Genomic DNA, 13,188 nt, shown 5'->3' with positions numbered 1-13,188 from the left:
CAACCGGGGGTTAGAACAAGCTGTCTATGAAGCTTATGGCAGGGAAGCCCCTTCAGTCGCAGGTTTATCAGATGGCTTGCTTTCGCTCGTCTGCGTCTGGGGTGGGCTTTGACTGGACGTGCTTCCTGATGGCGCTTTGCCTTCTCCTTTACCCTGTTCATCCGTTTTCGCATCCTTGTCTTGCTTCGTATCTTCTGGATTGGATGAATCGGGTGCCTCATCTGCGATACCGGTAACTGCAGCTTTCGCAGTCTGTAATGTCAGTTGTACCGTTCGCTGCTCGCCCGCTACCTGTTCCTTCTGCTTTACGACATATCCCTCACCCTTGACTGTCACGCCTACCTTCATAAGTGAAAGAACCTCTAACGCATCACGAAGGGATTCACCCGTCAGATCTGGCACCTTCATTTTACTACTTTCTTCTGTGAGCAAATAGATTCGCTGGCCTGGATTCATGGAAGCACCCGCCTGTGGATACTGCCGAATCACATTTTCACCTTGACCAAGTGTCACATAAGCAATACCCGAACTGAGAAGCTGACTTCTAGCCTGTTTGGCCGTTTTACCCCTCAGATCTGGAGCCTTAGCCTGAACAACAGATGTTTCTTTTGATTTTTTGTCTGTTGTTTTGGCTGTGTCTTTCGGAATGCCCATATATTGCAGAGTTTGACTTACAACCTTTTTGAACACTGGAGCCGCTGCAGTTCCTCCACCAATGTTCGTCCCATCCGGCTGGTCAATCACAATCAGCATAGCAATTTTCGGATTGTTTACCGGTGCAAACCCAATAAATGAAACCACGTCTTTGCTTTTACTGTATTGACCGTTGATGACTTTTCTCGCTGTTCCCGTTTTGCCTGCAACGCGGTATCCCTCGATATAGGCATTACGCCCTGTACCGATCGTCTGATCGGCTACGACCTGCTCCAGATACCCGCCAACAAGCTTGGCCGATTCTTTCGAGATCACCTGACGTATCTCTTTCGGTTTGATCACTTCCGTCGAACCATCATTCGGATTGATTATTTCTTTCACCAGATGAGGCTGAAGCAGTTTACCACCGTTGGCAATAGCCGAAATCGCGGAAAGCTGCTGCATTGGCGTTACCTGGACGAGACCATGACCATACGCTGCGGTAGCAATCTCTGATTTATAAATCAGAGGTTTAATTGGAGAAGCAGCTTCGCTTGGCAGATCAATGCCTGTCTTTTTACCAAAGCCAAACTGATCGATGTATTTACGCAGTCGTTCTCCTCCGAGCATGTTGTATCCCAGGTTAACAAAAGCAATGTTACTTGAGCGCTTTACTCCTTCGAGATAAGAGATGCGTCCATACGTATGCCCGTTATCACTAATCGGAAACCCACCAATGTAGATACGCTTCGATTCAAACGTCGCATTCGGATCAAACAGTTTTTCTTCCACGGCCCCTGCAAGCGTCACTATTTTGAACGTGGAGCCTGGTTCATAGATCGATTGCGTTGCATGGTTGATAAAGTTCTTCTGATCCGGCGTGCTCGCATACGTATTCGGATTAAACGTTGGCCAATTGGCCATCCCTAGAATCTCCATCGTGTTTGGGTCGGCTGCAATGACGGTCATACTCAACGGATTATATTTCGCAACCGTTTCTTTCATTGCACTCTCAATATAAAACTGGATAGTATCATCAATCGTCAGTTTCAGGTTTTTACCGTTTTTCGGCGGTAAATAGTTATCCTGTGAATTCGGGAGCTTGATGCCCTTGGCATCCTTCTGGTAATTCAGGAAACCGTCAGTGCCCGTAAGCACATCATCATACGAGACTTCAAGCCCATTGACAGCTTTGCCGTCACGACTCATATAACCCAGCACATGAGAAGCCAATGTTTCCTCCGGATAAAACCTCTTTGATTCCTGTGTCATGACAATGGCATTGCCAGCCTTATATTGATCCTGCAGCTCTTTACGCAATTCTTTGACTTTTTCCGCAAGCTCGGGACTAATTTTGTATCCTTCACTACGTACTTCACGCTGTTGAAAAAATTTTCCGTCTTTATTCTTGGCTGTGACCAAAGCACGCATCTCACCCTCATTTTTCTTGAGCAGAGCAGACAGCTTCTTGGTCACCTCGTCCTGAATACCTAGTTGATTAATCAGAAGCGGGTTAACTGAGACGGTGTACGCCGGCGAATCCGTAGCAAGCACATTTCCATTTCGATCCGTAATCGTTCCCCGAGCGGCTTTGATCGTCTGTTCCCTTTCGATTAGTCCAGCCGCACGTTCCTGCCATTTACCACCATTGACCACCTGAATGAAAAATATGCGGGTTACGAGTACAAGAAAAAAGAGGGTAATGAATCCCCCTATTAACAACGTGCGCATTTTTATTCTTTTTACCATCGAAACACCTCTTTACTTGCTACTGGACGCGTTCGAGGATGATTCAGTACCTGTAGATGTATTCGTTGTTGAGCGTGGTACAAAAATGACATCCTTATCGGAAGCTTCAACGTAACCCAGATTTTTTGCATTCTCGACAACCTGATTGTTTAGCTTTTCTTTTTCCACCTGCAAATCGGCAATGGTCTTCTCGGTCTCTTTAATTTTCACGATGGTGGACTGAGCCTGTTTGTTCAGTTCATAAATATGAGCGTAACGAGACATCAGGGCTCCACCCACAATAATGACGGCAACAAGTGTGATCAGATATAAAAATTTTTCTCGAGCCGACAGACCGGTGCGACGTGTCACAACTTTGGTTGTTTCCTTGTACCTTTGCTGCGTTACACGCTCTTGGGCTTTTTGTTTGACCGCTAGGTTGCCACGCGTATATGCCATTCGAAGGCTCCTCCTCCATTTTGTTCTACAATTTCTCAGCTACGCGCAGCTTCGCTGATCGCGCACGAGAGTTCTCGGTCAGTTCCGCTTCTGTTGGCATAAGCGGTTTTCGGTTTACGAGACGCAAGGTCCCTTTACCACCGCATACACATAACGGAAAGTCAGGCGGACATGTACATTTTTCGAGATAGCTGCTGAAGATCTGTTTACATATCCGGTCCTCAAGAGAGTGGAAAGTAATAACAGATACACGCCCCCCTGGCGCAAGACAACGAACAGCTTGGTGCAGGCCTTCTTCAAAAGCGCCCAGTTCATCATTCACAGCAATACGCAGCGCCTGAAAACTTCTCTTTGCAGGATGTCCACCTGTGCGGCGGGCAGCTGCCGGAATGCCTTCCTTGATCAATTCCACAAGTTCCCCTGTCGTTTCAATCTCAGACTCACTACGTCTGTTCACAATGACACGAGCGATCCGTCTGGAAAACTTCTCTTCACCATAGCGATAAAGTATCCGGGCAATCTCTTCTTCCGGCCATTCATTCACAATCTCCTTCGCCGTCAGAAGTGCATCCTGATCCATACGCATATCCAGCGGTGCATCGTGATTATAACTGAACCCGCGTTCCCCTTCGTCAAACTGTGGTGATGATACACCCAGATCATACAGAATCCCGTCGACCTGTGGTACACCATCCTTCATAGGAAGGTCAAGATCCTTGAGAACCTGTTCCAAATCTCTAAAATTGGTTTTCACCAATGTTACCTGGTTTTCATAAGCAGCGAGTTTCTCGCGTGCATTGTCCAAAGCCCAATCATCCTGATCAAGTGCGATCAGACGTCCCCCTGGGCCTAACTTGGATGCAATCACGGAGCTGTGTCCCGCGCCGCCTAAAGTGCAGTCCACGTATATACCGTCCTGCTTGATGTTTAGTCCCTCAGTTGCCTCTTCTTTGAGTACGGTGATGTGGTGAAACAACCTGCACCCCTCCTTACTTTATAATTCAAAATTAAAATCAACCAGCTTTTCGGCAATGTCGTTGAATGCTTCTTCGGATTGATTGAAATAACTTTCCCATATGCCTTTGCTCCAAATCTCCACCCGGTTCGACACGCCAAGAACAACACAGTCCTTGTCCAATTTGGCATACTCTCTCAAGTTGCCCGGCAGATTTACCCTGCCCTGTTTGTCCAGTTCACATTCAGTTGCACCCGAGAAAAAAAACCGGGTAAATGCACGTGCATCGGATTTCATCAGCGGCAGTGCTTTGAGCTTCTGTTCCATGACCCCCCACTCCTCCATGGGGTACACGAAAAGACATTGATCCAAACCTCGTGTGACAACGAAAGAGGCTCCGAGAGATTCGCGGAATTTGGCCGGAATAATAACCCGACCTTTGTCATCAATGCTATGTTGAAACTCGCCCATAAACATTGTCCCACTCACTCCTCACCTATTCGCCCCACTTTGCCCCACTTTCCACCACCTAAGCATAATAGATTCGGTTAAAAAAATCAAAACCCTTCTTGACATTCCTGATTTTTTATTTGATTCCACTCAAAAAAAACGCCTTTGATCCTGTCATTCAGGATCAGAGACGTTTCCCGGTTACGGGCAATCGTATGTGCACCCGTACATGAGCCATATCATCAATACACCATTTTACATCTATTGAAACAGTTTATCCGCTTGTAATTATTGGATGAACCTTTAGAATTTCCAACTATCCAGATACTTTTCTTGCTCATCTGATAAGGAATCAATGGCAATATTCAGACTTTCCAGCTTGTAACTTGCCACCTGTTGATCAATTTCGTAAGGAACATTAACTACATTTTTGCCAAGACTTTCGTAGTTTTCGCTAACATAACGCAGTCCTAGTGCTTGAAGAGCAAACGTGGTATCCATAATTTCGGCTGGATGTCCGTCAGCAGCTCCCAGATTTACCAAGCGTCCTTCTGCGAGAAGATACATTTTACGACCATCTTTGAAGCGATACTCCTCAATATTGCGACGCACGGTCCGAATAGATTCTGAACGTTTCGCAAGCTCAGGTTTGTTAACCTCAACGTCAAAGTGACCTGCGTTACTTAAAATAGCTCCGTCTTTCATAACATCATAATGTTCTCCTGTAATAACATCCTTGTTCCCTGTCACTGCGATAAAGAAGTCACCAATCTTCGCCGCTTCAAGCATCGTCATCACTCGGAAACCATCCATATGTGCTTCCACTGCTTTAATCGGGTCAATTTCAGTGACAATGACATTTGCCCCCAACCCTTTGGCACGCATAGCCACACCTTTACCACACCAGCCATACCCGGCTACAACGACATTTTTTCCGGCAACCACCAAGTTCGTTGTACGAATGATACCATCAAAAGCAGATTGCCCCGTACCGTAACGATTATCAAACAGATATTTGCAATAAGCATCATTTACCGCAACCATCGGGAATTTCAATCGTCCTTCTTTCGCCAAAGCTTTCAAGCGGATAATCCCCGTTGTCGTTTCTTCCGCACCTCCGCGAATGGTCGCCGCAAGTTCAGGACGTTCAGAAGCAATAATCGTTGCAAAATCTCCGCCATCATCAATGATCAGATCAGGCTTCACTTCAAGAGCACGGAGTTGCAACGCCTTGAATTCAGCCGGCTCCGGATTATATTTAGCATAAACCGTAACACCGTCTTCTACCAAAGCGGCGCACACATCATCTTGAGTGGACAACGGATTACTGTGCGTAATCGTCACTTCAGCTCCACCAGCTTGAATGACTTTGGCCAGATAAGCTGTCTTGGCTTCCAGGTGAAGGCAGATCGAAACTTTCAGACCTTTGAAAGGCTGATCTTGCTCAAACTGACGCCGAATCCTGTTTAGCACCGGCATATGTGCCTCGACCCAATCAATTTTCAAATGGCCCTCTGAAGCAAGCCCCATATCTTTGACGATGCTGTTTTGCAATGCAGATGTGGTCAAACGAACTCCTCCTTAAAAATGTTTCTTCTATTATAAAGATCGATATTATCTAGATGCTTACATTGGTATAACCTTATGTTGACCTTGGAATTCAGCAGAAGCTTTAATGAGTTCTTCAATCCAGTCGGTTCCATAACGATTCAGGTAAAAGAGTGCATTATGTACTCGTTCCTGCGGTTTGCCCATCGGGAACAGAGTATTCTGAATACCATTCCAATGCCTTATGCTCACTTGATGTTTATCTTCAATAGCCTTGCGCGTCTGACGCTCCAAATATTGAATTTGCTCGTTCATTTTAGCCAAATTCGCTTCTCCAATCCGGTTTAGGCCGGGATGCACTTCTGCAACCTGATCCAGCAATGGACGATAGAGTGTTATGAATTGCTCACGAATCTGAGTGAACTGCTCATCGACCTGGAAAGTTTCCTGCTGAGCCAGCCACTGTGCTTTCTTTTCATCTAGGCGATGTTGTACATCCTGAAATGAAAGTCCGTATTGCTTCATATGTTTATGCTGTACTTCGTCCAGAATCGTAAAGGATAAACGCGGTAGCAATATCGGCATTTGCAGCCCAAATGAACGGAACGCTGCGCGTGTAAGGCCCCAATATGCGATTTCACCATGACCTAAAATTACAGCTGCCACAGGAAGCAATGAATCTTGCATGAGTGGCCGGGTGAGTACATTATTACTGAAACGCTCAGGATGATCCGCCAGTTCTTGTAACAAGCGCCCCTCCGTAAAGGATACCAGCCCTTTGCGATCTTGATACAAGTTATCTTTTATCGTCAATAGCAAACGGGTGCCCTCATGAATATAAAAAAGATTGGCCCCATCTTCCGCCACTTCTGCTGGCATGGCATAACCTGCTTGTTCAACAAGCGATGCTCCTTGTAAATAAGCTGAACGTAACGAATCATTCTCCCGAATCAAACGCTCAAATACAGGCTTCTCCAACTTCCGTAATTCCGGATCGGCAGCATCCATCAGTACCAGTCCGGTGCCTGCAAACAAAGTGGATATCATTCGCGCAAACGCATCACTCAGATTCGTGCTGGAATGATGAATTTCCGTAATCATTTTCATTAAACCGGGCTTGTGGATTGTATCAGGTAATAAAAGTTCTACTTGCTCCAGTGCCGTCTTCCACTGTTCCCATTTCACTTCCACATGACTTACTGAATCTCTTCCCGTAAAATGCCCTTGAAGTTTGATTTTGTGAATGTCTCCTTGGGAATCCGGCAAAAACGTATGGTTAACCTCATCCCAGTCATGGTCTTCACCTGCAATCCAGAATACTGGAATAACGGGACGTTTCAGCTGCTGTTCCGCTTCACGCGCAGCAGCAACCACACTTGCCGCTTTATATATCACGAACAATGGTCCGGTGAAGAGGCCGCTCTGTTGTCCTCCGGTAACGACTATTGCATCCTCTTCAACAAGGCGAGTAATGGAAGCATGAACCTTGTCATGATCATTTACTCGCTTATTATATAAACGTAAATACGCCGCCAGTTCATGACGGTCAACACGTGTATGCTCCGATTGTTTCAGCCATTCAGCACGCGCGTGGAGGCCGTTTTCCCAGCGAATGTCATATTCATAAAGGCTTCGCGCAGCATCTGCCTTACAGATATAATCTTCTGCAAGCTGTGATCCGCTGCGGAGCGCCTCGGTAATCCCTTTCATGAGGTCTGCCTCCTATTCTGCTTCTAAAGAGCCTTCCTTGATTGTACCGAATTCAATAGCTCTTCGTCAAAGCAAAGTCACAAATAATATAAAAAAACCGCCGATTTAATCGGCGGTTATGATGTATATAATAGCATATTCGTTTTCGAAACTATTATACGTAAGGTTCTGCAACCCAGTGACCTTTGGAAACCTCAATCAATTGAGCGTTTTCCAAATTATACGGATCGTTTTTAGAACCGCCTGAATCATTTTGAATCGGGCTAGATTGCTCATCCGGCAACAAAATTCGGCGTTTGTTCGCTTCTACTTCCGGATCTGGAACAGGGATAGCAGAAAGCAATGTTTTGGTGTATGGATGAATCGGGTTGGCGTACAATTCCTCACTCTCTGCCAATTCCACCACTTTACCCATGTACATAACAGCAACACGATCACTGATATGTTTAACCATGGACAAGTCATGGGCGATAAAGAGATACGTCAATCCAAGACGCTGCTGCAGCTCTTCAAGCAATTTAACGACCTGGGCTTGAATGGATACATCCAGCGCAGAAAGCGGCTCATCACAAATGATAAATTTAGGGTCAACGGCAAGTGCACGCGCGATCCCGATCCGCTGTCTTTGCCCACCGGAGAATTCATGCGGATAACGCAAAGCATGGCTCGGGTTGAGGCCTACGAGATCCAATAACTCTTCTACCCGTCTCTTACGCTCTTTAGAGCTTGCTGCCAGACCGTGAATGTCCAGAGACTCCCCGATAATATCCATAACGTTAAAACGCGGATTCAGTGAGGCATACGGATCTTGGAAAATCATCTGCATGTCTTTACGCATTTCTTTCATCTTGCGCGGAGACAACTTGTAAATATCCGTACCGTTGAAGTTAACATTTCCGCCAGTTGGCTCGTAAAGACGTAAAATCGTACGTCCAGTTGTAGATTTACCACAACCTGACTCACCTACAACACCAAGCGTTTCTCCTTCAAAGATGTCAAAGCTCACGTCATTTACAGCTTTGAGGATATTACCTTTACCAAGGTTGAAGTATTGTTTCAGGTTTTTCACTTGAACCAAAGGTTTATTACTACCTTTGACAATACCTACCGGAGTTGGCTTTTCCTTTTTCGGCTCGTCCAGACGCGGAAGAGCGTTCAACAACTTAATGGTATAAGGATGCTGCGGGTTGCTGAAGATCTCAGCTGTTGTTCCTGTTTCGACAACTTCGCCTTCCTTCATGACAACCACACGGTCACACATGCCGGCTACAACGCCAAGATCATGTGTAATCAACATAATTGAAGTTCCGAGCTTTTGCTGCATGTCTTTCATGACATCCAGGATTTGAGCTTGAATTGTAACGTCCAGTGCTGTAGTCGGCTCATCCGCAATCAGCAAAGATGGACGACAAGCGAGCGCAATCGCAATCATCGCACGCTGACGCATACCACCAGAGAACTGGTGCGGATAATGATTCATACGAATGGCTGCATTTTTAATACCTACAAGTTCAAGCATTTCTAGTGCAGCTTTGTTGGCTGCTTGCTTGGACATATTTTGGTGTTTACGCAATACTTCCGTAATCTGTTTACCAATTTTAATCGTAGGATTCAGGGATGTCATAGGATCCTGGAAGATCATACCGATATCTTTACCACGAATGGATTCCATTTGTTTATCTGTTTTATTTAACAGATCCTGCCCGTGAAACGTAATATCTCCGCTCTTAACCTTCGAAGGCGGGGAGGGGATCAATTTCATGATCGTTTGAGCGGTAACACTCTTACCACTACCCGATTCACCCACGATCCCCAGCGTTTCACCTTTGCCAATTTCGAAACTCACATTTTTAACGGCATCAAATTCACCCGAGCGCGTTGAGAACGATACGCTTAAGTCTTTGACTGTTAAAATCGGCTCCATAATCCCACCTCCTCTTTCTATTTACGTAATTTCGGATCAAGTGCGTCACGCAATCCATCACCGAGCAAATTAAATGCAAGCATTGTAATAACCATCAGACCAGCAGGGAACCACATCCGCCATGGATACAGTGTCCAGCCTGTAAGTGCGTCATTGATCATGGATCCCAGGGAAGATCTTGGTGCAGATACACCCAGACCGAGGAAACTCAGGAATGCCTCAGCAAAGATCGCATTTGGAATAGACAATGTCAAGGTAACGATAATCGGTCCAACTGCATTTGGCAATAAGTGGCGGAACAATTGACGTCCTGTACTTGCACCCATCGATCTTGCAGCAAGGATAAAATCTCTATTTTTGAGTTGCATAATCTCACCACGAACAATCCAGGACATACTAATCCAGCCTGTAATGGTAAGGGCAATAATAATCGTTGTAAGACTTGGCTCCAAAACAACCAGCAACAGGATAACAACCAACATGTAAGGCAAAGAGTACAAAATCTCGGAGAACTTATTCATAATTCCGTCAACTCGTCCACCATAGTAACCCATGATCGCACCATAGATAACCCCGATCACAAGGTCAATCAACGCCGCAGCCAGACCAACCGTCAGGGACACACGTGCGCCGACCCATGTTCTTACCCACACATCACGACCCAGATCATCCGTGCCGAACCAGTGTTCCGCACTGGGAGCAGCATTCGAATTAAGCAAGTCATTAGAGTAATAATTGTACTTTGTAAACAAAGAAGTGGGTCCAAATATAGCAAACAGTACAACAAGCACCAGCACGCTAAGGCTAATCATTGCAGCTTTATTCGTTGCCAGTCTGTACATTGCGTCTCTAAAAAGGGATATACTTTCTTGCGGCTTCACCGCTGCCTGACTGTTCAGGTCAGTGTTCGCCGTTCCATTATTGTTATTCTTTGTGCCAGACAACGTTATGCCCCCTTCCGGCTTTCCAGCTTAATTCTAGGATCTACCAATACGTAAACGATATCTGTAAGGAAACGTGCAAACATCAAGAGAATACCATAGAAAATGGTAATACCCATAATCGAGGTGTAGTCACGATTCGTGATACTTTCAACAAATACTTTACCGATCCCACCGATATTGAAAATTTGTTCAATAACTACTGAACCTGTAATGATGTTTGCTGTCATTGGTCCAACATACGTAACAACTGGCAAAATACCATTACGCAGAACATGTTTAAACATGATCGCAGGCCATTTCAAGCCTTTGGCTTTCGCTGTTTTGATATAATCCGCGTGTAAAACCTCCAACATGCTTGAACGCGTCAAACGCGCAATAAAGGCAATTGGCGATGCAGACAAGGCTGCAACAGGCAGTACATAGTCGAGCGGTCCGTCAAAGCCCATGACATTAAACCATCCAAGCTTGAACGCAAATACATACTGTATTAGCGATGCAAGCAAAAAGCTTGGAACCGCAATACCGATAACAGCTAAAATCATGGTGATATCATCAATAAGTTTACGGTGATATACTGCGGCGATGAGACCGAGCAATACACCCACAATAATTGAAATAATGATCGCAAACACACCAATTTTTAATGAAGCAGTGAATGTTTCCACAATCATATCGGATACATCACGATTCAGATACTTCATTGAAACACCGAGGTCCCCTTGGACAATTCCACCCATATACTTCAGATATTGCTCATACATTGGCTTGTCCAGTCCGTACTTCGCCTCCAAAAGTGCCCGAATCTCAGGCGATACTTTTTTCTCGGAAGTAAACGGGTCGCCAGGAATGGCCTTCATCAAGAAGAAAGTCATTGATGCGAGTATGAAAAGCGATAGCAGCATAAATAGCAGTTTTTTCAAAACGTACTTAACCAACCCTTGCACACCTCCACAAACAATATTTTGTATACAAATCGATTGTAGAATCAGACACAAATAATGTCCAATCCATTTATCGGAAATTTCAAGAATAATAAGGAAAATTGATGAGCAAACAAAAAATCGGGATATATATGGAGAACCACATATACATCCCGAAGCAAGCATATTAGACTTCAGAACAACTTATTTTTCTTCCAGATACGCACGAGTGAAGTCAATTGCTCCACTGAAATCAAGTTGTACACCTTTCAGGTAAGGCTTAGTCAAGGAAACGTTAGTGTAGTAGTAAATTGGCAATACAGCCATTTCATCTTGTACCAAGACTTTCTCAGCGTCAGCAAATGCCGCCATACGCTTTGCAGGATCAGCTGTTTTCACAGTTTCTTTAACATCTTTGTCGAATTGTTCATTACTGAATTTTGGATCATTGTTTGTGTTGCCAGTAGTCCACATTTCCAAGAAGTTGTACGGATCGCTGTAGTCAGCAGACCAGCCTGCACGAGCGATTTGGAAGTTTTGGTTTTGACGATTCTCAAGGAATACGCCCCACTCTTGGTTTTCTGTTTTCACATCAACACCAAGGTTTTGTTTCCACATGTCAGCAATAGCCAAAGCAATTTTTGCATGGTTATCACTTGTGTTGTAGATCAGAGTAAGTGCAGGCAATGTTGTATAACCTTCTTCTTTCATACCTTCTTCAAGCAATTTTTTTGCTTCTTCTACATTTTCAGCGAAGTAATCATCTTTGTGCTCATCGCGGAATTGACCTTTTTCACCACGGATACCTGGAGGTACAAAACCGAATGCAGGAATTTGTCCGCCTTGTGTTACTTTGTCAACAATCAACTGACGGTTGATAGACATTGCAAAAGCTTTACGAATCTTAAGATTGTTAAATGGTGCTTCTTTCAAATTGAACAGGTAGTAGTAAGTACTTGCAATACCTGTAGCTTTAAATTCATTAGGTAATTCGGCCTTCAAAGAAGGGATTTGGTCTGTAGGAATTTCACCATTAGGTGCACCACTATAGTCCAATTGACCTGATTTATAAGCTTGCAGTTCGGAAGCACTGCTGCTTGTCAGGGACATATCAACTTGAGTCAATTTAATGTCAGCTGCTGCATGGTAACCTTCATTTTTCTTCACAACAATTTTTTGACCTTTAGCGAATTGATCCATTACAAATGGTCCGTTAACGATCATGTTTTTGTAATCAGAGAAGAATTTTTTGTTGGTATCAGCAGATTTGTGTACTGGGTAATACGTATAGAAAGCTGTCAGACCCAAGAAGTAAGGAGTAGGATTTTCCAACGTCACTTCAAGCGTATGTTCGTCCTTAGCTTTAACGCCTACTTGTGAGAAGTCCTTAGTTTTACCTTCGTTGAAAGCTTGAGCGCCTTTGATGTAGTACAATTGGTATGCATATGGAGAAGCTGTTTCCGGTTTCAAAGCGCGTTCCCAAGAACGTGCAAAGTCTTCTGCAGTAATAGCATCACCGTTGCTCCATTTTGCTTCTGGGTTCAGGTTGAAAACATATTTCAAACCATCTTCAGAAATGTCCCACTTCGTAGCGATACCAGGAGCTTCTTTGCCCTTGTCATCGATACGCACGAGGCCCTCATACAAAAACTTCAGTACTGTGTTGGTTTGGCTGTCTTTGGCTTGAGCCGGGTCCAAGGTAGGAGGTTCAGCCGTTAAGTTGATTTTCAGAACTTGATCTTTGGCAAGACCCTTTTCTCCGCTTGCAGAATTGTTATCTGTTTTGGTACCTGTGCCTTCATTTTTCGATCCGCACGCTGCAAGTACGGTACCGAACGCCAAGATCAGCGTCAAAAGGACTAATAGACTTTTCCTTTTCATCTAACTTTTTCCCCCTAAATTGATGTGGTTTATGTT

10 protein-coding genes are annotated in these 13,188 nt (G+C 44.7%); all 10 read right to left on the bottom strand.

Annotated elements, in window-relative coordinates:
• Window positions 1–33: 33 nt before the first annotated feature.
• The 10 genes from ACUTVW_RS16590 to ACUTVW_RS16545 all read right to left on the bottom strand — a co-directional run bounded on the left by ACUTVW_RS16590 (window position 34) and on the right by ACUTVW_RS16545 (window position 13,152).
• A complete protein-coding gene (locus ACUTVW_RS16590; protein ID WP_445646828.1) occupies window positions 34–2,382 on the bottom strand; it encodes a penicillin-binding transpeptidase domain-containing protein in 2,349 nt (782 codons plus the stop codon).
• A 12-nt stretch (window positions 2,383–2,394) separates the two neighbouring features.
• Window positions 2,395–2,820: a hypothetical protein gene (locus tag ACUTVW_RS16585; RefSeq protein WP_445646827.1), complete on the bottom strand. Its 426-nt coding sequence runs from the start codon at window positions 2,818–2,820 to the stop codon at window positions 2,395–2,397.
• Window positions 2,821–2,845: 25 nt separating this feature from the next.
• On the bottom strand, window positions 2,846–3,796 hold the full coding sequence (gene rsmH, locus ACUTVW_RS16580; protein ID WP_445646826.1) for a 16S rRNA (cytosine(1402)-N(4))-methyltransferase RsmH: 951 nt from the start codon (window positions 3,794–3,796) through the stop codon (window positions 2,846–2,848).
• An 18-nt stretch (window positions 3,797–3,814) separates the two neighbouring features.
• Complete coding sequence (gene mraZ / locus ACUTVW_RS16575; protein ID WP_434753249.1) at window positions 3,815–4,252, bottom strand: division/cell wall cluster transcriptional repressor MraZ; 438 nt, start codon at window positions 4,250–4,252, stop codon at window positions 3,815–3,817.
• Between the two features lie 276 nt (window positions 4,253–4,528).
• The gene (locus ACUTVW_RS16570) at window positions 4,529–5,794 is read right to left on the bottom strand and encodes an adenosylhomocysteinase (RefSeq protein WP_445646825.1); all 1,266 of its coding nucleotides are present in this window, start codon (window positions 5,792–5,794) and stop codon (window positions 4,529–4,531) included.
• A 57-nt stretch (window positions 5,795–5,851) separates the two neighbouring features.
• Complete coding sequence (gene bshC / locus ACUTVW_RS16565) at window positions 5,852–7,483, bottom strand: bacillithiol biosynthesis cysteine-adding enzyme BshC (protein ID WP_445646824.1); 1,632 nt, start codon at window positions 7,481–7,483, stop codon at window positions 5,852–5,854.
• A 154-nt stretch (window positions 7,484–7,637) separates the two neighbouring features.
• On the bottom strand, window positions 7,638–9,407 hold the full coding sequence (locus tag ACUTVW_RS16560) for an ABC transporter ATP-binding protein (protein ID WP_445646823.1): 1,770 nt from the start codon (window positions 9,405–9,407) through the stop codon (window positions 7,638–7,640).
• A 17-nt stretch (window positions 9,408–9,424) separates the two neighbouring features.
• Window positions 9,425–10,306, bottom strand: coding sequence for an ABC transporter permease (locus tag ACUTVW_RS16555; RefSeq protein ID WP_373323256.1), 882 nt, complete (start codon window positions 10,304–10,306; stop codon window positions 9,425–9,427).
• A gap of 47 nt (window positions 10,307–10,353) precedes the next feature.
• Entirely contained in the window at window positions 10,354–11,286 is a 933-nt protein-coding gene (locus tag ACUTVW_RS16550) for an ABC transporter permease (RefSeq protein ID WP_434750130.1), read from the bottom strand.
• Between the two features lie 189 nt (window positions 11,287–11,475).
• Complete coding sequence (locus ACUTVW_RS16545) at window positions 11,476–13,152, bottom strand: peptide ABC transporter substrate-binding protein (RefSeq protein ID WP_445646822.1); 1,677 nt, start codon at window positions 13,150–13,152, stop codon at window positions 11,476–11,478.
• Between the last annotated feature and the right edge of the window lie 36 nt (window positions 13,153–13,188).

It is taken from the genome of Paenibacillus sp. TSA_86.1, assembly GCF_052691815.1.
Note: the sequence above shows the minus strand (reverse complement) of the source record. Positions and strands in the feature narration are given on the sequence as shown.